Annotated in this window: 13 protein-coding genes; 5 read left to right on the top strand and 8 right to left on the bottom strand. The window is 31.0% G+C overall.

Annotated elements, in window-relative coordinates:
- The first annotated feature begins 6 nt into the window (after positions 1-6).
- From ACY2RX_RS07735 to ACY2RX_RS07725, 3 genes are all read left to right on the top strand, one after another.
- Complete coding sequence (locus ACY2RX_RS07735; protein WP_490103392.1) at positions 7-1572, top strand: MFS transporter; 1566 nt, start codon at positions 7-9, stop codon at positions 1570-1572.
- Positions 1573-1589: 17 nt separating this feature from the next.
- A complete protein-coding gene (locus ACY2RX_RS07730) occupies positions 1590-2498 on the top strand; it encodes a glycoside hydrolase family 17 protein (protein WP_490103391.1) in 909 nt (302 codons plus the stop codon).
- A 344-nt stretch (positions 2499-2842) separates the two neighbouring features.
- The gene (locus tag ACY2RX_RS07725; protein WP_490103390.1) at positions 2843-4168 is read left to right on the top strand and encodes a T9SS type A sorting domain-containing protein; all 1326 of its coding nucleotides are present in this window, start codon (positions 2843-2845) and stop codon (positions 4166-4168) included.
- Between the two features lie 375 nt (positions 4169-4543).
- Here the strand turns inward: ACY2RX_RS07725 and ACY2RX_RS07720 are convergent, their stop codons facing one another.
- Positions 4544-5194 carry a peptidoglycan-binding domain-containing protein gene (locus ACY2RX_RS07720; protein WP_490103389.1) on the bottom strand — a complete coding sequence of 217 codons (651 nt, stop codon included), beginning with the start codon at positions 5192-5194 and terminating at the stop codon, positions 4544-4546.
- Between the two features lie 336 nt (positions 5195-5530).
- On the opposite strand from ACY2RX_RS07720, the gene ACY2RX_RS07715 reads away from it, so the two are divergent.
- On the top strand, positions 5531-8086 hold the full coding sequence (locus ACY2RX_RS07715; protein WP_490103388.1) for a ligand-binding sensor domain-containing protein: 2556 nt from the start codon (positions 5531-5533) through the stop codon (positions 8084-8086).
- 162 nt (positions 8087-8248) lie between these two features.
- Entirely contained in the window at positions 8249-10534 is a 2286-nt protein-coding gene (locus ACY2RX_RS07710) for a leucine-rich repeat protein (RefSeq protein WP_490103387.1), read from the top strand.
- Between the two features lie 308 nt (positions 10535-10842).
- On the opposite strand, the gene ACY2RX_RS07705 is transcribed toward ACY2RX_RS07710, so the two are convergent.
- The 7 genes from ACY2RX_RS07705 to ACY2RX_RS07675 all read right to left on the bottom strand — a co-directional run bounded on the left by ACY2RX_RS07705 (position 10843) and on the right by ACY2RX_RS07675 (position 23843).
- Positions 10843-12795 (bottom strand): protein-disulfide reductase DsbD family protein, encoded by a 1953-nt coding sequence (locus ACY2RX_RS07705; RefSeq protein WP_490103386.1) that lies wholly within the window; start codon positions 12793-12795, stop codon positions 10843-10845.
- Positions 12796-12828: 33 nt separating this feature from the next.
- Positions 12829-13275 (bottom strand): protein-disulfide reductase DsbD domain-containing protein, encoded by a 447-nt coding sequence (locus ACY2RX_RS07700; RefSeq protein WP_490103385.1) that lies wholly within the window; start codon positions 13273-13275, stop codon positions 12829-12831.
- Between the two features lie 286 nt (positions 13276-13561).
- Positions 13562-16366, bottom strand: coding sequence for a M16 family metallopeptidase (locus tag ACY2RX_RS07695; protein WP_490103384.1), 2805 nt, complete (start codon positions 16364-16366; stop codon positions 13562-13564).
- 149 nt (positions 16367-16515) lie between these two features.
- Entirely contained in the window at positions 16516-18210 is a 1695-nt protein-coding gene (locus ACY2RX_RS07690; RefSeq protein ID WP_490103383.1) for a S1C family serine protease, read from the bottom strand.
- A 9-nt stretch (positions 18211-18219) separates the two neighbouring features.
- The gene (locus tag ACY2RX_RS07685) at positions 18220-19359 is read right to left on the bottom strand and encodes a redoxin domain-containing protein (RefSeq protein ID WP_490103382.1); all 1140 of its coding nucleotides are present in this window, start codon (positions 19357-19359) and stop codon (positions 18220-18222) included.
- 171 nt (positions 19360-19530) lie between these two features.
- Complete coding sequence (locus tag ACY2RX_RS07680) at positions 19531-21813, bottom strand: TlpA family protein disulfide reductase (protein WP_490103381.1); 2283 nt, start codon at positions 21811-21813, stop codon at positions 19531-19533.
- Positions 21814-22493: 680 nt separating this feature from the next.
- On the bottom strand, positions 22494-23843 hold the full coding sequence (locus ACY2RX_RS07675; RefSeq protein ID WP_490103380.1) for a RagB/SusD family nutrient uptake outer membrane protein: 1350 nt from the start codon (positions 23841-23843) through the stop codon (positions 22494-22496).
- Positions 23844-23849: the final 6 nt, after the last annotated feature.

The following is a 23849-nucleotide window of genomic DNA, read 5'->3' as shown; positions in this document are numbered from 1 at the left end:
CTAATTATGTCAGACATAAAGCCAACAGTAAGAAATAAAGTGCCTTTGGGGCAAAAAGCTTCTTTTGGAGCAGGACATTTTGTTCTAAACCTTTTACCAGGTGTTTTAGGTGTTTATCTTCAAGTATTTATTCTAACCGCTTTTGGTATGGATCCTGTGTGGGCAGGACTGTTAGGTGGTTTGCCTAGAATTTTTGACGCGATTACAGATCCTGTTATGGGATTTATTTCAGACAATACGAAATCTAAATGGGGACGTAGAAGACCTTATATTTTTAGTGGAGCCATTATAAGTGGAATTCTATTTATTTTGATGTGGCAATTAGACGAAAATGCATCGCAGACTTTTAACTTTTGGTATGTAATGATTTTGCAGATTTTGTTCTTAGTAGGTAATACTATGTTTGCAACTCCATTAGTAGGTTTAGGTTATGAAATGACATCAGATTATAACGAAAGAACCAGATTAATGAGCCTGGCAAATAGTATGGGGCAAATTGCTTGGATGATTGTACCTTGGTTATATGTAATTATTCCTGATGTAAATACTTTCGATAATCCAGCACAAGGTGTAAGAACAATGGCTGTAATTGTTGGAGGAGTTTGTATTCTTTTTGGAATTTTACCAGCGTTTTTCTGTAGAGGTATAGATTCATCACATATGGAAAACAGAAAAGAAATCAATATGAAATCTTTAGCTTCTAATATGAAAGAACTTTGGCAAGGTATTAAACAAGTTGCTAAAAATAAGCCATTTATGAAGCTTTGTGGAGCAACATTTTTAGTGTTTAATGGTTTTCAATTAGTTGCAGCATTTTCGGTGTTTATCATTGTATTTTATATGAATAGTGGTAGTTGGGAACAAGCAGGTACTTGGCCAGCTTGGTTTAATACTTTAAATGCAATTATTACGGCATTTATTGTAATACCTATAATCTCTAAAATGGCAACAAAATGGGGAAAAAGAAATGCTTTTTTAATTTCTACTTTTTTATCAATTATTGGTTATATTTTAAAATGGTGGGGTTTTGATATTGAGTTAAACAATAGCTTTAATCAAACTTCTTTAGGACAATCTATGACAAATGGTGTTGCTTCTATTTTTGAGTTTTTAAATCCGTATTTAGATAGTGTAGGTATGTCTTGGTTTAGCATTGATGCAAGTAATGGTATTCCTTGGTTAATCTTTTTACCAATTCCATTTTTTGCTTTTGGTATGGGAGGTTTATTTACTTTGATGATGAGTATGACTGCTGATGTTTGCGATTTAGACGAATTAGAAAACGGAATGCCACGTAAAGAAGGAACTTTTGGAGCAATCTATTGGTGGATGGTTAAACTAGGACAAGCAATTGCTATTATTTTAAGTGGTGTAATTCTTAAAATTGTTGGTTTCGATCAAAATATTACCAATCAATCTATAGAAACAATGACTTCTTTAAGAATTGCAGATATTGTGGTTCCTGCATCAACTGCTGCTTTGGCAATGATTGTTATGTGGAAATATAGTCTATCAGAAAAAAGAGCCAAAGAAATAAAAAATATATTAGTAGAACGTAGAGGAGAGTTATAATTTAATAAATTGATAAAATGTCATATAGAGAAGGTCATCATTATTCGTTAAATCTAAAAGAACAGGCAGGAGAATCTGGAGTAGATTTTAGTAAATATTCATTAGACCAATTAAAAAAACTTTGGAGTGAAACACTGAATAATGGAATGCACGGAATTTGTTTTAGTATGTATGAAGATGGTCAAGAACCAGGAGATACTATTACAGAAGAACAAGTAGAAAGGAGAATAAAAATTTTAAAGCCCTATACAAAATGGATTCGTTCTTTTTCCTGTATAGAAGGTAATGAACATATTCCAAGAATAGCCAAAAAGCACGGTTTAAAAACAATGGTAGGTGCTTGGTTAGGAGATGATTCAGAAAAAAACGAACAAGAAATACAATCTTTAATTCAACTTGCAAAAGAAGGCTGTGTAGATATAGCTGCTGTTGGTAATGAAGTTTTATACAGAAACGATTTACCTTTAGATGAGTTATTAGGTTTTATAAGAAGAGTAAAACAAGCAGTGCCAAATGTTACTGTTGGTTATGTAGATGCTTATTACGAATTTACTACACATCCAGAATTGGTAGAAGTAAGTGATGTTATTTTGTCTAACTGTTATCCTTTTTGGGAAGGTTGCCCAATAGATTATTCTTTAGGTCATATGCAACAAATGTATAGACAGGCTTCAGATGCTGCAAAAGGAAAAAAAGTTATTATTACAGAAACAGGATGGCCAAGCCAAGGAAGTAGTGAAGGGGGAGCAGACTCTACTGCAGAAAACGCGATAAAATATTTTATCAATACACAAGTATGGTCAGCAAAAGATAATGTTGAGGTATTTTACTTTTCTTCTTTTGATGAATCTTGGAAGGTTGGCGATGAAGGAGATGTAGGTGCTTATTGGGGTCTTTGGGATAAAAATGAAAACTTGAAATTCTAGAATTTTAAGAAAAAAAATATTCCTGTATTCATAAAAATACAGTTTGTAAACTCTGTGAATAGTTATTATTTGCAGAGTTTTTATTTTTATTAATAGTAAGTGTGAGTGAATGTGTTTAAAATCCTTCAAAAATAACCATACATAACCCATACATAATTATTTTAATATAGAATAAATCTTGATTTTAACATTTTTAAAATCCTAGTTGTAGTAGTGTTTTAAAGGGTTTTTTTAAGTAATTGATTGATTGTTAGTCTTTTTGTATGTTTTTTGTTGAGGTGGCTTTTATCGATATTGTATATAATTAGGTTAATATTGATGTATAACCTTTTAAACATATAATTATGAAAAAAATTACTTTATTATTTGCCTTTTTGATTACCTCAATTGGGTTTTCGCAAGACCTACTTTTAGGTTTTGAAAGCGGAGAAAGTGGTAGTGCTACTTCTCAATTTGGAGGAATGGCGACTCCAACCGTTAAGGCTGGGACTGGTTCTAACACTTCTCAAGTTTTAGAAATAGTTGCTAATTCTGGCGGTGAAGTTTGGCAGGGTTCTAATTTTGATTTATCTGAAAATGTTGATTTATCAAGTACTAAAACAATGACTATAGATGTTAAATCAGCCACAGCAATTTCTTTTTTAGTAAAAGTTAATGGAGGTATAAGTGGTGCGCCTGAAGCTGCTGCGGAAGTAACTCACAATGGTGATGGTACTTGGCAAACTCTTTCTTTTACTTTTAACACTGCTTTAGATGGTAAAGCAGCTGCAGCAAATGGTTCTTATCAAAATTTTGTTCTTCATGCTTATTGGAAAGCTGGTGAAACTGGTTTTGGAGGAGTTACAAAAGATGAAAGAACTTTTTATATTGATAATATTAAAGGAAAAAAAGCTGGAGCTCAACCTGCAGACCCAGTTCCAACTGATGCACCAGCTACACCTCCTACTTTTAGTGCAAGTAATGCAATAGCACTTTATGGTGAGACTTTTGCATCTGAAATAGGACTTGCTAATGTATCTTGGGACGATTCAAATTTTGAAGAAGTTACTATTGCAGGAAATAAAGTTTTAAAAGTGACTGCATCTAATTTTTTAGGGACAGATTTGCCTTCTTATGTTGATGCAACTAGTATGACTCACTTACACATTGATTACTGGCTAGGTACAGATTTTTCAGCTGGTCAGGTATTTAATCCTAAATTATCAAATCATAGTGCAGAAGCTGGTGAGACTAATGCTAAGGATATGTCAATAGTAATTAATAGCCAAAACGAAGTGAAAAAATGGCAATCTGCAGACCTTGAATTAGGAAGTGCAGCAGATTTTCCAAGAGCTAAAATAAAGCAGTTTTTAATAACTGTTGCAGGTAAAACAAATGTATTTTATATTGATAACATATATCTTTATATTTCAGGAACCGCAAACGTAGATAATAACAAACTTTTAGGATTCTCTATGTATCCAAACCCAGCAAATAATGAGTTAAATATTTCTGCGAAAGGAACAATTAATAGTGCACAAATTTTTAATGTTTTAGGTAAAAAAGTAAGGTCTTTTAAGGTTAATCAAACTAAAAAAGCATTAGATGTTTCTAACTTATCAGCAGGTATTTATTTAGTTAAATATGTAGTAGATAATAAAGTAGGTACTGCTAAATTTATAAAGCAATAATTATAAAAGGAAATAATACAATTTGCTTTAAAACGCTCAAATTTAATCGAAAAGAATTCCTCGAGGTTCTGCCTCGGGGTTTCCGTTAAAATTGTTATTCCCAAGAAAACGGGAATCTAAATACAGAATTTTGGTTTTTGACCTTTTTTAGGTCAAAACTTGTACTCAACTTGATTGAGTGTGAAACCAGCGAAATACCTTTATGGCTCTGCATCGAGGATAATTGGTTTCAAAAAAAAACTTTATTTTTTGAGCGTTTTTTTATTGGTTAAAAATTTAGATAACAGTTATTGGTTTTAACTAGATTGAGAATTCTTACAACATAAAAAAAGAAAAGAATATAATGTTCTTATTAAAAAAATAAAAAGAAGTTTTTTATTTTAACAAAGCATCTAAAGTTAAAATATCTAAAATACCATCTGCAAAAAGATTATTTTTTTCTTCAAAACCTTTAATGGCATTTAAAGTTTCTAATTTATAAATACCATCTGTTTTTATTTCGAAACCATTTTTAACTAAATTCTTTTGCACTTCGTAGATTAAAGCACTTTTATGTCCGTAAACTATTTTTTTATTCGCGTTAAACATACTTTTAATCTTTTTAAAGGCTAATTCTTTTTGATATAAATTTAAGTCTTTACCTGTTTCTTCTAAAAATTGAATTTCTTTATTAGATAAGCCTTTGGTTTTTAAATATGCAGAATTCTCTAATTTAGATTCATAATATTTTAGGTTGCCTAGTTTTTCTGCATATTTCTTTACTGCAATTTTAGTTTGGTTATCGTCATCTTTAGGTGTTCTAACATCAATACTGTTTGCAGACCATTGCATCATTACATAACTATTTAAATCTTCAATAGCGTTGTAATAGTTCATTACCAATTCTTGATTATGATAATCTTTATCTAGTTTTTTATCCGTTTTATAATCTACATTAGGAGTGTTGTATCTTTTATATTGTTGATATTTTCCAAATCCAATAAAAAATGCAATAATCAATAATAATAAAATAATTAGCTGTTTCATAATATAAGTTTGGGTTAAAACAAAAATAGGTAAAACTTTTTATTAATTTAAAATCTGTTGTTCATCATTTTTTCGAAAATAATTTTTATTCAGGATTCTTCATTTATTCATACCAAAAACCCTTCTAAAATGCTTTTGTTTAAGTATATTTAAACAACAATACCTTTATAAAAATCATCCTCAAAATAGCTGTCTGTTTTTTACTTAAAAACCATATTTGTTATATAAAAAAGTATTTGTGACGAACACATTTAAAATAGTGATGAATAGTTAAAACTTTTTTTGACATATATTGTGATGAAATTTAAATTAGTACTTTCTATTAAATATTAGATATTGAATCATTATAAACTTTTTTTTTGTTACTTTTTATTTCTTGTTTTTTCATATAAAATCTACGCTCAAAAGCATATATACAAGCATTTTGGCGTAGATGAAGGCTTACCAAGTTCTGAAGTGTATGATATTTATCAAGACAAAGAAGGTTATATTTGGTTTGCTACAGATAAAGGTTTGTCTCGTTTTAATGGTTATGAGTTTAAAAACTTTACAACCAAAGAGGGCTTGCCAGACAATACAATACTCGATTTTTATCCACAAGCCAATGGTCAAATTTGGGCATATGGTTATCAAAGTCAACGTATTTTTTATTTTAATGATTTATTTGATGGTTTTAAAGAATATAAATACAATGATGTATTAAAAAAAGAACTAAAAACTACAAGTATTATAAAAAGTATTGTAATTGATAACAATGAAACCTTATATGTTGGCGGATCAGGTCTTTGCGGTTTAATAAAGATTACAAAAGATGGCAAGCTTACAAGACAATTTGATTTGGATGCAAATAACAGAAAAGAACTAGAAGAAAAAGTTTATAGTTTTGGTGTTAATACTAAAAATGGTTCGCTATTTACAATGTGTACAAATAAGTATAAACCAACAAAAGATTTCTTGTTTTTTAATCCTAAAAATAGATTAGGTTCTAGAATAGATTTTATATTTTTAAACGAAGATTATTCTGTATTTATTGATCAAAAACTAGGCATTCTATCTAAAAATGGTAAAATTACTTATTATGAAAATAAACAGAATCCAATAGGTATTAAACGCATTAATGAGCATTTGTTTTTTGTAGGATATTATAATAATGGTGCAGAAATTAGAGATGTTTCTGGTAAAATTATTGATAAATTTTTGCCTAATAAATTTGTTACAAACTTTTTTATAGATAAAGAAGGAAGTTATTGGCTATCTACTTTATATGATGGTGTTTTTTATATAAAAAACCCTAACATAAAAATTTTTACAGAAGAAAGCATTTCTACTTTGGTAAAAGACGATAGTAATACTTTATATGCAGGATTTAGTAATGGAGATATTGCACGTTTTTCTAAAAATAAAATAGAAATTTTATATAAAGGAAAAAAGTCTAATGTTGCTTTTGTAGAATTTAATAAAGACAAAAAAGTTTTATATGGCTACAGTGATGGCTACTTAAAAGACTATACAAATAATAAAAAATCATACCAACTTACAGCAAATAAACTACCAGAATATACAGGGAATTCTGTGTTGGCATCTGCTACATCAGGTTTTTATAAATTAAAGAACGATAGTAGTGTTTTTTATAAACTAGAAAACAAAGCACAAGATATCTGCAAATATAAAGGCACTATATTTATAGGCACTTCATCGGGTTTATTTATCCAGAGAAATAAAATTATTAAAAAACACCAGCCAGTAGAGATTCTTAAATTAAGAATAGATGATATTGATGTTAATAAAAAAACAAACATTGCTTATATGGCAACTCAAGGAGATGGTATTGTAGTGTATAGTGATAGTATATACAATATTACCCAACAAGATGGGCTAACGAATGATATTGTGGGTGAAATACATATTGAAAATGATTCCACAATTTGGGCTTGTACCAACACCGGACTAAATAGAATAACTTTTAAATCTAATAAAACATTTAATGTTAAAAACATTACAAAATCTGACGGGCTGTTAAGTAATGATATTAATGATATCGAGATTATTAATGATACAGTTTGGGTAGCTACAAAAAAAGGTTTATGTTTCTTAAAAAAGGATTTTATAACAGAAAAAGAAACTTCTAAAATTTTATCACTTACACTAAAAGAGGTATTGGTAAACAATAAATCTGTTAATAAAAAAAATGTAAATTTAAAATACAATCAGAATACTATTGATTTTAAAATTCAAGCAATTTCACATAGAAATACAAATAGAATTAATTATTTATATAGATTAAAAGAAATAGATACTATTTGGACAAAGACTAAAAATAGAAATATTAGTTTTCCTTCTTTATCTCTCGGAAAATATACATTCGAAGCAAAAGCAAAAGGAGCTAGCGTTATAAGCGATAAATTAATTTCATACTCTTTTATAATAAACCCTCCTTTTTGGAGGTCTTGGTGGTTTCGCACGTTAAGCATTTTAGTTTTAAGTGGATTTTTTTATGTTTTTTTTAAAATACGTGTATTAACATATAATAAAGATGTTATTAGAGAATTTATTCGTTTGCTTATTAAACGATTAAAACGAGATGAAAAATATTTAGAAATTCGAATGAACGGAGAAGACCTAAAGGTTTCTACCAATGAAATACTTTATGTAAAATCTTCAGGTAATTATTTAGATATTATATGTTTAGATAAAACCTATACTATTCGTTGTAAAATAGGAAATTTTATAGCACTAACACCAGATAGTTTAGAGTTTTTAAGAGTTCATAGATCATATATAATTAGAATAGATAAAGTTTCTGGTAAATCTAAAAAATCAGTAAAAATTAAAAATAGAGTTATTCCTGTAGGAGAAACTTATTTAAAGGAGTTAGATAATATTCAATTTTAATTTAGTTTTCGCAATAAAATTTTTTTTGTCTTTTTTTGAAACAAAAAATTCGTCACTATTTTGCAGGGTGTACGTCACAAACATAGTGTTTTTAAAGGTTTAAATGTTTAGTATTAAATATTTTTGAGTTAAACAAAAATCTAATTTTAAAATCAAAATCATATGAAAAAAACACTACTTTTTACAATTGCATTATTTTTAACAGTAATAATAAATGCACAAACTTTTACTAAGAACAACATTACTTATACAGTAACTTCTGTATCAAATAATACAGTTGGAGTATCAGGCTATAACACAGCTGGGGGTACAGCAGTAACTATACCATCTTCAGTTACTCCTAATGCTTCAGGTAAATCTTCTTCTAAAGCAAATACTATAGCTGCAGCAACATATAGTGTAACTAGTATAGAAAACTATGCATTTCTAAATAAGCTTATAGAAAGTGTTAGTATTCCTTCAACTGTTACTGAGATTGGTATTGCTGCTTTTCAGAATAACAAATTAAGAGCAGTAACCATACCTAGCAATGTAACAGAGATTCAGGCATCTGCATTCAGAGGAAACCCAAGTTTAACTTGTGTAACTTCTTTAAACACAACACCACCAACCATAAACTCAAGTAACGTTGTTGGTACTTTTGAAAACCGTCATAAAATTAATCTAAAAGTACCTTCTGGATTATTAGCTGCTTATACTTCATCGTCAGGAGGTTGGTCTGGCTTTAATAATAATGGAGCCCCTTTAGAAGTTAATGACACATTTTGGGACGGATATTTAAAATTTAAAATTACATCGCTTACCAATAATACCGTAACTGTTATAGATTATAATACAAGTGGAGGTACAGCTCCTGTAATACCACAAACTGTTAGTGATTGTACATCAAATTTTACTGTTATTGAAATTGGTATTAATGCTTTTATTGGAGATAATATAACGAGTGTATCAATTCCAAATACAGTTACTTCAATCAAAAAAAATGCTTTTTCAGGCTGTAATTTAACAAGCATTACAATACCTAATAGTGTAGTAACTATAGGAGAGGGAGCCTTTGTAAATAATCAAATAGCAGGAACATTGGTTATTCCAAATGGTGTAACTACTATTGGTAATTATGCCTTTAGAGCTAATTCTTTTACTAGTTTAACTTTACCTGAAACGCTTACTTCTGTAGGCGCTACAGCATTTGCAACCATAAATAACTTAAAAGAAATTTTTTCTTATGCTACTACACCACCAACAATAATTACTGGAGGAGGAAGTAATAACGATACTTTTGGAGGAAATAGAGGTAATATTCATTTGTTGGTTCCTGTAGGTACTGAAGATGTTTATACCACAAACTCAGGAGCTTTGTGGACAGGGTTTAACCCAGTTTCAGAATTTTTTATCAATAATTACATTACTTATGAGATTACTTCTACATCACCCAACACCGTAAAAGCTATAGACTATAATACTGATGGAGGCACTTCTGTAGTACTACCCAATACTGTTACCAATGTTTCTATTGGTTATGCTTTAAAAGCAATTGATGATTCAGCATTTTATAATAATAGCTTAACTACTGTAACAATTGCAGACGGAGTTACTACGATTGGTAAAAATGCCTTTAAAAATAATAGTATTGCAAACATAATAATTCCTAATTCTGTTACTGATATTGATGAAAATGCTTTTGAAAACAATCAATTAACATCGGTAACACTTTCAGCTGCTTTAACAGAAATAAAAGCTTATGTTTTTAAGAATAATATGATTTCATCATTAACAATTCCTAATAATGTAACTACAATAAGGAAAGAGGCTTTTCTAAACAATCAACTAACGTCGCTTACTTTACCAAGTAATGTAGTTGCTATTTACCAAAGAGCTTTCAAAGATAATGCAATTACAAATTTAAATATAGAAAATGGCGTAAGTTTAATTCATCACCAAGTTTTTGAAAACAATCAATTAACATCACTTACCATACCAAGCAGTATTGGAGTTTTAGGCAACGCTTGCTTTTTAGGAAATCCTTTAACAAGTATTACATCTTTAAAAGCAACAGCACCAGACATTAATACAGATGTAACCTGGGATACTTTTTCTGTAAATAGAAGTGGTATTAATTTAACAATACCGAGTGGTTCTATGGCAAGTTATGTTACGGGTACAAATGCAGAATGGACTGGATTTAATAGTGTTACTGAAGATGCAACTTTAAGTACTTCTAATTTTGAATTAGCGAAAAACATTAAGATTATTACAACTATAAATGAATTAACAATAAAGACTTCAAATAACCTTAGGTTAAAGAATTATACCATTTACAGTATTTCTGGAGTTAAGGCAAAAGAAGGTTCAGAAAATATTATAGCAATAGATAACCTGTCTAGTGGCGTTTATATTTTAAAGTTAGAATTTGATAAAGGAATACTTACAAAAAAGTTTTTAAAGTAAGAATTAAACGCTTAAAATAAAAAGAAGACGCTTAATTTAAAACCCACAGAAAGCTGAAGTTACAGTTCTGTGGGTTTTAAGAATATATCTTAAAAGTTAGTTTTTTTTGTTTTTTTAATCAACGTGAATTCGATTTAAAAGCTATTGTTTACTAGCTAGTTACGATTTTTATTATTTGAAACGAATGTCATTTCGACTGAAATGGAGAAATCTTATAGATTAAGATTTCTCAACTACACTATTTGCTTCGCAAGCTACTTTGAATCAAAATATATTTTGATTTCAGCAATGTTCGAAATAACAATTTTTTACTTTTTAAAGTTTGATATTCCTTTTTTTAGCCAAGCATAATATTCATCAACATCTGGAGTATAAGCAACAGGAGCAATTAAATTTTCTTCTTTATGATTCATTAAAACATAAAATGGTTGTGCATTTGTTTTATATCTAATGGTTTGTAGTTCGCTCCATTTTTGACCTATGTATTTTAATTTTTTACCAGGTTTTAATTTAGAGTCCGTAATTTCATTATCTTTTAATTTACGTTTATCATCTACATATAGTGAAATAAGCACAACATTATTTTTAAGAATATCTAATACTTTTGGTTTTACCCAAACGTTTTGTTCCATTTTTCTACAATTCACACAAGCGTGTCCTGTAAAGTCAATCATAACAGGTTTGCCTACTTTTTTTGCATATGCCAACCCTTTGTCGTAATCATTAAATGCTAAAATATTATGAGGAGGCATTAAGTGTGCTCCTTCAGGAATACCACTATGATCTGCAGAAGCAGAACCACCAGAACCTAATTGTGTATACCCAACTCCGTAAGGAGATTCGCTATAATGTTGCGGTGGAGGAAATGCACTAATTAAATTTAAAGGTGCACCCCAAAGCCCAGGAATCATATAAATTGTAAATGATAAAACGACCAATCCTAAACTTAATCTTCCTACAGAAATATGTGTTAATGGAGAATCGTGAGGTAATTGTATTTTTCCAAATAAATAAAATGCTAGCGTTCCAAAAATGGCAATCCAAATAGCAATAAAAACTTCGCGTTCTAATAAGTGTAACTGCATTACTAAATCTGCATTTGATAAAAATTTAAATGCCAATGCTAATTCTAAAAATCCTAAAACAACTTTTACGGTGTTTAACCATCCTCCAGATTTTGGCAATGAATTTAACCACCCAGGAAAAGCTGCAAATAAAGCAAATGGTAAAGCTATTGCAAGAGAAAAACCTAACATTCCTATAATGGGTCCTAATTGGCTACCGCCTGCAGCAGCTTCTACTAATAAAGTACCAACAATAGGACCTGTACAAGAAAATGAAACAATAGCTAAAGCTAATGCCATAAAAAAGATACCAATCATTCCTCCTCTGTCTGCTTGTGCATCTACTTTTGTTCCCCAAGAACTTGGTAAAACAATTTCAAAAGCTCCTAAAAAAGATACCGCAAAAATTATTAATAATAAGAAAAAGATGATGTTAAACCATACGTTTGTAGATAATGCGTTTAATGCATCTGCACCAAAAACGGCACTTACAATAATTCCTAAAACAACGTAAATTACAATTATTGATAAACCATAAATAATAGCATTTTTAATTCCTGCTGCTTTACTTTTACTTTGTTTAGTAAAGAAACTTACTGTCATAGGAATCATAGGAAATACACAAGGGGTTAACAATGCTGCAAATCCAGAGAAAAATGCAATGAAGAAAATTCCCCAATAACTTTTGGATTCTTTTTTATTATCTGCATCTGTAACAACTGCTTTTGATGCTGATTTAGTTGTTGTTTTTTTAATCTGAAACTCTAAATCTACTTCTTGTGGCGGAGAACACTGTGTGTCATTACAGATCATATATTCTACAATACCGCTTATACTTGATAAATCTTTATTTTTTATTTCAACACGTTGCTTAAAAACTGCTTTATCACTAAAGTATTTAATAACTAAATTAAAGGTTTTGTCTTTTGATGTATGTCCTTCGTCTTCAGTTGTGTTTCCTTTAATTACAAAATTTTCGTTTTCATCAAACATAAAAGTGGTGGCAATTGGGCCGCCTTCTGGCACATCTTGAGAATAAAGATGATAACCACTAGGAATACTAGCAGTTGCAACTAAATTATATTCTGATTCTGAAATTTTCTCAACAGAAGTTTTCCAGTTTACTTCTGGAATCATTTGAGAAAAACTTGAAATACTAAAACAAAGCAGTAAAAATAAAAATAAATTTTTTTTCATTAGATTGGTAGTTGGTTTGGTTATCGTTTTTTACTAGTTAATTTTAAATTCTAAATCAACTTCTTTTGGAGGCAAACAATTAGTGTCATTACACACCATAAATTCTACCACTGTATGTACTGTAAATTTATCTTTCGATTTTATTTTTATTCGTTGTTTAAAACTCGCTTTTTTATCAAAATATTTAATGCGCATACCAAATATTTTATCGTTTACAGTATGCCCTTTTTCTTCTTTAGTATTTCCTTTTTTAAGGTAATTTTTGTTTGCTTTATAGGTAAAAGTTGTTGCAATTGGACCACCTTCTGGAACGGATTGAGAATATAAATGCCATTGATTCTCTATAGTTGCAGTAGCAATTAATTCGTATTCAGAATTTGATGTTTTTTTAACGGATGTAGTCCATTTAACAGGATCGTATATTTGTGAAAATCCGCTAAAGCTTATTGCTAATAATACTAGTAAAAATATTTTTTTCATTGTTTTATATTTTAGGCTAAGGTAGCCAGTTTTTTTAAAAAAAGAGTTGTTGTAGCAACAACTCTTTTTAATTCTTTCAAACCAAGTAATTAATTCATGAAAACAGAGCTTAAGAAAGAAATGGTTTTAATACTAGACGTTTATTTTTTTAAAAACCCTTATTAGTAAATGTTAAAATAATGTTATATATCTTATTTGTTGTATTAAACAACAATAATTAAAACAAGTTTAAATAAAAAAGCATCAAGAATTTTCTTGATGCTTTTGGCTTATTTATTTTAGTTTTTTATTTTTTAGGTTTAAAAACAATCTCGTAAGATTTTGCATTTTTTAGTAATCTTTTAGTAAACTTTTGCAAATCTTTTACTGTGATAGATTTTACAATATCTTCATAGTTTTTAGAGTCGTTCATATTATAGCCTTCTAATACGTAGTTTCTCAACAAACTCATTTGGTAACTGTTATAGTTCTTTCTTTCTTCGCGCTCTTTTAAATAATTAGTTAATGTTTTATCTAAATCGGCTTGCTTAATATCTCCGTTTTTAATGGTTTCAATTTCCTTGTGTACAATACTGATTAGCTTTTCTGCTAAATCTGGATTACAATCAAACCTTACCGTTATAGAAGCTTCTTGCACGGGGCGTATAGATAATGATCCGCTAGTTCCAGCTCCATAAGTACCACCTTCTTCTTCACGTAACGACTCTGTATAACGTAATTGCAATACATCTGCCAATGTTCTTACTAAAAGCGCGTTTTTTAAAGAATGCTTCATATCATTTTTATAAACCACATTAACTGCCGTTTTTGGGTCTTCCATAGCTAAATACACATCTTTATCTATGTTGTTGCTAACCCATTTTACAGAGTTGTCTTTCCAGTTTTCTATGGTGCCATTAGTTGGTAAGCTTGCAATATATTGTTCTAAAAGAGGCTTTAAGGCTTCTTTTTTAACATCACCAACTATAAAAAAGGTGAAGTCTGCTGCATTTCCAAATCGGTCTGCGTAAATGGTTTTCATTTTATCGAAAGATACTTCCGATACAAATTGTTTATCAAATAAACGTCGTGTAGGATGATTTTTTCCGTATAAAATAACTGTGGTGCTATCTTGCATTTTAGACTGTATTTGCTCACTCTTTCTAATAAGATAAGCATCTACATTTTGCATAAATACGTTGTATGCTGTTTCATCTAAACGCGGTTTGGTAAATCTTAAATTTACTAATTGTAACATAGTTTCTACATCTTTAGTAGAAGACGATCCCGATACACTTTCTGTAATACCGCCAATACTAACTCTAGAGCTTGCTTTTTTACCTGCCAATGCTTTTTGTAAATCTGTGCTAGAAAATTCACCTAGACCAGACATTTGAATAACATTACCAATAACTCCTGCTGTTGGTAAATCGGCATTATCAATTAAAGATTGCCCTCCATAACTAGTAGCATATAAGTTAACATCATTTTTGTTTTTATCAACAAATTTATAATGTACTTTAATACCATTACTTAACGTAAAGGTTGTTGAGCCTATTGCTTCGTTTTCTTCTTCTGAAACGATTTTACCAGCTTTTAAGTCAACACCAGACATTAACGATTTAGCAGTGTCTTCTTCGGCATAACCTTCTAATGTTGCATCGTTCTCAACAGCATCAATAATAGCAATAGCATCTTCTTTAGTTAGGTTTTTATTGCCTTCTACACCTGTTACGATGACAGACCTGTTCTTTTTAGTATATAATTTTTGAATTTGAGCCAATAAGTCTTTTTGTGTTAATTGACTAAAAATAGCTTTAGCAATTTCAAATTCTTTTGCTAAATCAGTAATATTAGAGTTTTGTAGATAATTATTTTGAATTCCTCTAACAATTTGTCCATGACTTCTATCTCCTAATCCAGCAATTTGATTTTCATAAGACGTTGTATATTGAGCTACAACTCTACCAATTTCTGCTTTTGTAAAGCCGAATTTTACAGCTCTATTTAATTCTGAAATCACCAGTTTAAAAGCATCGTGCTGCTTATTTGGCTTTGGCACTATGCGAGCACCCAACTGATTGTGTAATCTTGATAAATCTCCATAATTTACAGCTGCATATAAAAACGGTGCGTCTGGTTTTTGATTGATATCATTTAAACGCGTAGATATAATTGATGTAACCATACCATTTAATAAGCTTTCCTTTAAATCTGCAATAGTTTCATCTTTTAATGATTTGTTATGACGAATACCAAAAGAAATATTAGAACTCGTAACTTCTTTATCCATTCCTATATCATAAATAAGTTCATCATTATCAGCAATAGGAAATTCTTTACGCTCAATAGGGTTTTTAACTGCAGGAATACTTGAGAATAAGGCTTTTATTTTTTGTTCTATTTCATCAACATTAATGTCTCCGATTATTGCAATGGCTTGTAAGTCTGTTCTGTACCAATCGTGATAAAAATCACGTAATGCTTTGTATTCAAAATTTTCTACAATATCCATTAATCCAATAGGTAAACGCTTAGAGTATATTGAATTATTAAACATAGTACCAATGGTTTTTTGTAACACACGCATGTTACCATTTTGTCTGGTACGCCATTCTTCTTTAATTACACCCCGTTCTGCATCTATTTCTTCTTCTGTAAGTAATAAATAGTTTGACCAGTTATGTAAAACTTTTAAACCTGTATCTATTAATTCTGGAGTTGTAGGTATGTTATTGATGTTATAAACCGTTTCATCAAAAGAAGTATAAGCATTTATGTCTCTACCAAAAACCAATCCGTGCTCCTGCATTGTATTTAGAATTCCTTTTCCAGGAAAATCTTTAGTACCGTTAAATGCCATGTGCTCTAAAAAGTGAGCCAACCCTTGTTGCTCATCATTCTCTAAAACAGACCCCACATTTTGAATAATATAGTAACTTGCTACATCTTTGGTAACATCTGTACTATGAATATAGTAGGTTAATCCGTTTTCTAATACGCCTTTACGGATAGTGTTATCTACAGGTAATGGTTGGTCTAAATTAATAGTTTGTGCTACTGCACTTAAACTAAAAGCTATGCACAATGCATATAACAAAATTTTCTTCATTTTAATTATTATAAGTATTATTTTAAGTATGACGGTAAGATAAGAAAAAACCCCAATGCCATACTTGTTAAATATTTCATAAAAAAGCCTTTATCTTAAAAAAGACAGAGACTTATACGATAAAACTTTAATGGGTTATTTTTAACCAATCAAAAAAGCACCTCATTAACTACTGAAAGCGGAATTGCTAACGTTGTTGTTCTGTTTTTTCTGGCGATATTAATACCAATTACGTCGCCTTTTAAATTGACAATTGGTGTACCGCATTCCGAAGGGGAAATAGGCATGTCGTGCATAAACACCGCATTAAATCCACCCACTCTTTTGTTTGTTTTTACCACAAATGCCGGATGCCCTTTTATAGGTCTTTCATCTCTGTTTAATCTTCCTAGAACTACATTTATGTTTTTCTTTTCGTTATTTCTTGAGATAGTCAGTGCTATTTGCTGACCAGGTTTTGTAGCCTCTAAAAACGAATATAAATCTTCTTTTGTTTCAATGGTTTTATCATCAACCTGATTAACCACATCACCAGAAAGTATTCCAGATTTTTTTGCGGCACCATTAGGGTCTAAATTGCTTATTTTAACCACTGTTTCTTCATTAGCTAATTCAATACCCAAAGCACCAATGCTTTTACTGTGCATTTTACGTGTTGGCAAGCCCAAAACACCAGACCATTTTACAGTGTTATCTGTAGCTATGGTTCCTAAAAAATCGCCCACTTTTACTGGTGTGCCTTTGTTTAAATCTATAGATTGTAACCGTTTATTAATCTTTAATAAAACAAGATCGTTAGCCACATTTCTTTTAACAACTTCTGCTTCTTGTTCTTTCTTTCCTGATGTAACCGTTATGTTATCATTACCAACCATTGATGATTTTGCAACAATATAACTCCCGTTATTAACCACAGTACCTCCTGTACTTGCTAATTCTCCGTTAAGATTACTTTTTATGTTAACGACTGCTTGTTTTACTTTTTCGATGTTTTGAGACAATACAGTAGCCAATGTTTTTTTACCTCCTTTTAACACATAAGGGTTATCTTTTATAGGTGCTTCTTTAATTTTATCGTATTGCGAGAGGTCTCCCGGTGGTCTTCCGTGGTTAAAAACTTCTTTATTTAAAAGTTTCTCCCAATTCTTTTTTATTTCATCTACTGCTGGATAATAATTGATACCCTCGTCTTCTAAAATATAACTGCACACGCCAATAACATTACCTTCTAAATCGAACATAGGGCCACCAGAATCTCCGGGCATCATAATACAGGTGGTCATTAAATAATTAAACGGTGTAATGCCTTTATAAAACCCTATTCTACCTACTGCTGGTCGTTCTTTTTCAAAAGATGCGGTGTGTCCTAGCATTAAGCAAGCTTCATCTTTTCCTAAGTTTGAAGAACTTCCTAATGGTGAAAACGGAAATTTACCTTCGGTTTTAATTTTCATCAATCCATAATCGGTATTTATATCTTTTCCTAAACATTCTACCATATAGGTAGAGCCATCGTGCAATTGTATTTCTGTATCTTTATCTCTTACCGTATTAATAACGTGAGCCGCTGTTAGCACGTAACCATCTTCTGAAATCAACACACCACTGGCAGGATTATTTCCTCCAATATTAATTCTTACGGTGCTATTAATAGCTTTATCGTAAATTTTTAAAAGTTGCGACTGAATTTCTGCCACACGATTGGTGGCTTCTTTTAAACTATCAATTTCAACATAGTTGCATTGATTGTCGGATTTTGGGAATTGCTGTTTTTTTTCTGATTGACAATTCATCAGTAATAACAGCACGATTACCAAAGACACATAGTTTTTTATATGAAACATTTTTTTGTTTTATTTTTTATTGAAAAGTTCTTCTAAAATATCTTCTAAATTAAAGCCTCGTACCTCCATACCAGAAGCTACAATAGTACCGTCTTTTTTTACCAAAAATGTAGTTGGCAGGTAATTAACAACATAAGCTTTTGATGATGCGCCTTTGTAACCATTTAAATCGGCAACGTTAATCCAAGGTGGGTTTTCTTCTTTTAGGGCTTTTAACCAGCTTTCTCTTTTCTCATCAATAGAAATGCCATAAATTTCGAAGCCTATATCGTGGTAATTCTTATACATTTTTTCTAAAAACGGAAAAGCACCTCTACAAGGTCCGCACCAACTTGCCCAAAATTCAATTAATGTATATTCGTTTTTGGCAACAATATCAGATAATTTAATGGTTTCACCTTCTGCCGTATGAGCTTGTATTTCTTTAAAAGGTTGCCCGTTGGCTAAAGATTTTCTAGCTTCTTCCATAGCCAATCCTCGTTCTCCTCTAGATATTAACTGCTCTAGAAACGGACTGGTTCCTAATTCTGCTTGATAGCTTTTAAATAATGGTAACCTCTTTGAATAAGGAAACCTTTTATAGTCACTACTTTCTCCTAATATCATCAATTTTGCTAGGGTAGGATAATCTCCTTCTATAATAGTGGCCTCATAATCACCTTTTGCTTTAGCTATTAACATCCCTTGTTTTTGAATCTTATCAAATGCTTTTTTAACCACACTTAAATCCTTACTTCTCATATTCTCACTCTCCTCTCGGTTGATTTTCTGAAAAGTACTGTTTGCTTTTTTATAGTCTTCTAATTTTTTGTATCCAAAAACCACATCGGTTAACGTACTACCTGAAGTTTCAGCAACATTATTGTTAATTTTTACATTGTAAGTGGCATTTTCTAAAACCAGTTTATAGGAGTTAAATCCGTGTTTAATAGTTGCAAAATGTGGTGTTTCAGCAGTACCGGTAAAAGTGAATTTACCATCTATAACTTTTGCTGTTTGCAACACCTTGTGTTCTGAATTATTTAAAGTAACTTCTTCTGGTAGATTTTCTCCTGTTTCAAAAACACCATTTATGGTATAAGCTGTATTTTGTGCATAGCTTAAATTTGAAATTATAACTAGTACTAATAGGGTTATTGTTTGTTTCATTTTTTATATTTTTTTAATCGTTGAACAATCTGATAAAATTCTTGTCATATCGAGCTTGACGAGATGCTCGATATAAGTTTTACTCATTTCAATCATAAAATTCACTCGAATCGACAGAATTTTATCAAAATGCACAACAGATACTTTAAGAATTCAGTTAGCATCAAAAAATTATTCAAAAAGCTTTTTTAACTTTTCATCTAGCACATCATCATACACATTTCTTGCAATGATGGTTCCGTTTTTATCAATTAAAAAATTATCTGGAATAGCGCTAACACCATACATTTGGACTACGGGGCTCTTATAAGCTTTTAAGTCTGAAATGTCTATCCAAGGGATTTTCTCTTCTTCAAAAGCTTTATCCCATAAGTGCTTTTTAGTATCTAACGAAAATGAAATAATTTCAAACCCTTTGTTTTTGTATTTTTCGTGAATCGTTTTCATATGCGGCATTGATCCTCGACAAGGCCCACACCAACTTGCCCAAAACTCAACTAAAATATATTTCTTTCCTTTGGCAACCTCTGTTAATGTGATTGTTGTATCATTATGGTCTTTACCACCAAAGTTTTTAATGGTACTGCCAATACTCACAGAGTTTCTCATAGCCATTCTTTTTTTGTGACGCTCTACGTGAAACTTCATGGTTTTAATTAGCATATGGTCTGCTCCTAATTTTTCCTCTAAAAGTTTTATTTTATCTGAGCCAGATGTATCGTTTTCTCCTTTGTTGTAAAACATTAATCTATCTAAACATATTAATGCTTTTAATAAAGGGTCTCCTACATTATTAAACAAGTTTTCGAAATATTGTTTTCTATCATTACTAAACTTTCTGCTTAACTCCGTTAATTTTCTTCTATTAGATTCTTGAGCTAATTCTTCTTGAGTTAAACTATTCCTAAAATCATCGATTGCCTTTAAACCCTCTTTATTTTGAGGTGCTTTTGGCCAAGAATTATACACATAATGGTTGTAAGCACTCTTTTGTATTTCAAATCTTCCTTCTTCAGTTTTTACTAAATTTTGGGTTCCTGGTTCTAAAACAATACTGCCTTTTTGTACGGGTACATCACCATTATAAACAGCCCAAACACAAGTTTTAGCATGTGTCATTTTTCCAGTAACAGTAGCTTTACCATTTTTTATAATAACGGCTTCACTTTCTTCTGATTCTCCAACCTGAGTATCACTTGAATAGTGCAACTTAAAAGTTAAACCATTGTGGTTTTGTAAACTATCTGCATGAAGTGTATAAACCCCAGAAGCTAAGGTTTCTTGTTTTTTAGTTAAAAATGCTATCCCTTCCTTATATCGACTGGTATTATCACCTTTACTTTCTGCTAATGCCAAAGCTTTATTTAAATAGGCAATTGCTTTATCTATATTGTTAACATTACCATATCCATAAGCTATCATAGAATAAAAAAAGTGATTACTTGTTTCATTAACGAGCTCTTCAGCAATTTTTTCGGTATAATTTCTTAAGGTTTCATTTCTTGTGAAGTATTTTGAGGCTTCATTAAATACGGTAAATTGCTTCACAGATTTATCATCTTTTTCATACTTTTTAAGATAGGTCTTCGCATTTTCAACAAAGCCTTCATAATCTTTATGGTGATACAAAAGCCCTGTTAGTTTTATGGTTTCATCAATTTTTTCTGCAAAATTGAAACCCAATGCATTTACTTCTTCTAAAAAAGTATCATACGATTTTTTTCCATTAGAAAAGGAGTATGCTTTAGAAAGCATTTTTCCATAAAAATAATCGTTGATTGTTTTTTTACCTACTGCCTTGGCAAATGCTTCTTTGTTACTTAATACTAAGTTAAACGCGTAGCCTTCTGCGTCTCTTCCTCCTAATTCGTTTATTAAATTATAGGTTTTTTCAGTATATAATTCGCTATCAGTTAATGACTTTAAATAGCCTTCAAACAAAGTGTTATATGGCAATCTTTTATTTCTTAACTCACGTAAGTGTGCAGGGAATTTTTCTTTGGTAATCCCTTCTTTATTTGCTTTTGCCAACAAGTTGCTTGAACGTTTATCAGGATTTAGGGCATCTTTGGCAATGTTTATAAAATTATCGGCGGACATAGAGCCTGCTGACAAATGCAAAAACTCGCCATTAGCATCTGTAAACACATAGGTTGGAAATTGTCTTACACCATATTGTTGCGCTAATGGAGTACCTTCTCCTTTTTCGGCATCTACTTTAAAATTTATAAATTTTTCATTATAAAAATCACCTACATCTTTTAAAGGAAATATATTTTTATCCATCACCTTACAAGGGCCACACCATGTGGTGTAAAAATCGATAAAAATTAGTTTATTCTCTTTTTTGGCTTTTGCCTTTATACTTGCCCAATCGCCTTTTGAAAAGTTCATTTGTGCAAAGCTCAAATTTGATAGCAAAGCAACTACTAATATTGTTACTAATTTTTTCATGTTTATTTTATTATATACTGCTTATTACGATGCTGTTTTTTTCAACTCTTATTAATAAATTGTTAAAGAGTGCCAATGAATTGTTAAAATGCTAAATATAGTTTAGTAATAGATGTATCATTTTTTTAATGGTATTTGATTGCGTTCAGACTCACATTTGTCTATACACAAAAAAAGACCTATTCTTTTACTAATACGTTCGTTCCTTTAAACTCTCTTATATGGCAGATATTAAAATATTACTGAAACTGTAATATTTGCTATTTGGCGATAATTTAGCACTTATTGTATTTTAACGTGAGTTCGATATAACTTAAATCGTGAAAAATCACCACAAATATGTGATTACAAGTGTGTTAATTATATTTTAATTTAAAACACCTTCCTTCATTAAGAGCTACTCTCTCTAACTTCAATTAAAGACATGCTTTAATTTCGTTAATCTCAAGGGAGGAATCTCTTTCGATAGGATTGTCCTCCTAGAGGGGACTTTAGGGGTGTTTTTTGAGTTAAACATCTAAAAATCAAAAAAAAGAGACTATCTAAAAAGTCATTGAAATTCGTTTTGTTAAATTGAGCTTGTCGAAGTATTTTTAACTAACTGACAATTATTGTTAGTTTCGACAGACTTAATATAACATCAAATTCACTTTTTAAATAGCCTCTTTTTACTATTTAACTTATATCGTATCTGGGTATCCAGGGTTTTGTTTTACCTTGCCATTTGAGTTTCTAAGTTCACCCCATGGTATTGGTAAAATCAACTGGTTAATGTTGGTAATAACTTTCTTAACTGCAGTTACGTCAGCTATGGTCATATTACCCTCTTTAATATATCTGCCATAATCAAACCAAGGTTCGCCACCTTCATGGAACAGTTCTTTGAGTTTTTCAACCCTAATTGCTTCTAATAATTCGGCTTTTGTTGTGGGAGCTACTGCAGGAAGTCCCACAGCAGGTCTTGTTCTTACAGTGTTTAAACTTGCAAGAGCATCGGCATCTACTCCTGTACTCGTTCTTGCTTTGGCTTCTGCGTGGATAAGGTGTAGTTCGGCAAGCCTTATAAATATCCTAGGTCTGTAAACAAACTGACGTGTGGGAGGGTTAAAAGCAGTTCCTTTAGCAGTAAACCGTCTTGGGTCTCCTGTGGAAAGATTAAAAAAAGGCGTTCCAAATATAACGGGTAACCTACCTGCAGAAAAATGTCCTTCTCTTGCAGCTATATGTGGTGTAAAGAACACTTCTGTTGAACTGGTCATAGAAGTGTTAAAAATACCTTGATATGATGCATCAAAACTTCTGCCGCTAGAGGCTATAACGGTATTTGCCAAGGTAGCCGCTGCAGCATAATCGCCTTTGTACAGCAATACCCTTGCTTTTACAGCTTGAGCCGCTTGCTTGTTAGCACGAATGGTAGTTGTTAAATCTGGGGCGTTAGCAATAGCGAAATCTAAATCAGCAATAATGGCATCATATACTTCTTGTACCGTATTTCTTGGGAAGGCTTGTTCGTTTATAATGGGTTCCATTTTTAAAGGAATACCCAACTCTGAACCAATATCATAATACTGTCCATACATCCTTAATGCATTAAAATGTGTGTAGGCACGAATAAAGTGGGTTTCGCCCAATATGTTGTTTTTTATTTCCGAAGCAATAGCACCTTCAGGCACATTATTTAATGCTGCTATCAAATCGTTAGTATTACGCAAGGTTCGGTAAAACCCAGCATACATTGCGGTGGCTCTGGAGTTGTCGATAGTCACCTGATTTGCCAATAGCTCATCAAAGCCAAAAAACCCCGCATTACCGGTAATGCCCAAAACGGAAGTTGCAAATGGCTGTACTTCATAACCCTCTGTACGCAATGTAGAATATACCCCAATAAGTACATTTTCTGCAGTTTTGGCATCGGTTACCGCACCATCTAACAAGGTAAGGAAACCAGGGTCCACTTCATCTAAATCATTGGTTAACTGGCATCCAAAAAAATTTAATCCCAATAATATATATATAATATGTTTTTTCATCTTTTT

The sequence above is a fragment of the Polaribacter sp. 2405UD43-2 genome, from assembly GCF_058147125.1.
Note: the sequence above shows the minus strand (reverse complement) of the source record. Positions and strands in the feature narration are given on the sequence as shown.

Bases quoted from the DNA above. Each gene is read 5' to 3' on its own strand.
- ACY2RX_RS07690 (WP_490103383.1), bottom strand. From the start codon at position 18,210: ATGTTTCATATAAAAAACTATGTGTCTTTGGTAATCGTGCTGTTATTA.
- ACY2RX_RS07725 (WP_490103390.1), top strand. From the start codon at position 2,843: ATGAAAAAAATTACTTTATTATTTGCCTTTTTGATTACCTCAATTGGG.
- ACY2RX_RS07680 (WP_490103381.1), bottom strand. From the start codon at position 21,813: ATGAAAAAATTAGTAACAATATTAGTAGTTGCTTTGCTATCAAATTTG.
- ACY2RX_RS07685 (WP_490103382.1), bottom strand. From the start codon at position 19,359: ATGAAACAAACAATAACCCTATTAGTACTAGTTATAATTTCAAATTTA.
- ACY2RX_RS07710 (WP_490103387.1), top strand. From the start codon at position 8,249: ATGAAAAAAACACTACTTTTTACAATTGCATTATTTTTAACAGTAATA.
- ACY2RX_RS07720 (WP_490103389.1), bottom strand. From the start codon at position 5,194: ATGAAACAGCTAATTATTTTATTATTATTGATTATTGCATTTTTTATT.
- ACY2RX_RS07730 (WP_490103391.1), top strand. From the start codon at position 1,590: ATGTCATATAGAGAAGGTCATCATTATTCGTTAAATCTAAAAGAACAG.
- ACY2RX_RS07700 (WP_490103385.1), bottom strand. From the start codon at position 13,275: ATGAAAAAAATATTTTTACTAGTATTATTAGCAATAAGCTTTAGCGGA.
- ACY2RX_RS07695 (WP_490103384.1), bottom strand. From the start codon at position 16,366: ATGAAGAAAATTTTGTTATATGCATTGTGCATAGCTTTTAGTTTAAGT.
- ACY2RX_RS07705 (WP_490103386.1), bottom strand. From the start codon at position 12,795: ATGAAAAAAAATTTATTTTTATTTTTACTGCTTTGTTTTAGTATTTCA.
- ACY2RX_RS07735 (WP_490103392.1), top strand. From the start codon at position 7: ATGTCAGACATAAAGCCAACAGTAAGAAATAAAGTGCCTTTGGGGCAA.
- ACY2RX_RS07675 (WP_490103380.1), bottom strand. From the start codon at position 23,843: ATGAAAAAACATATTATATATATATTATTGGGATTAAATTTTTTTGGA.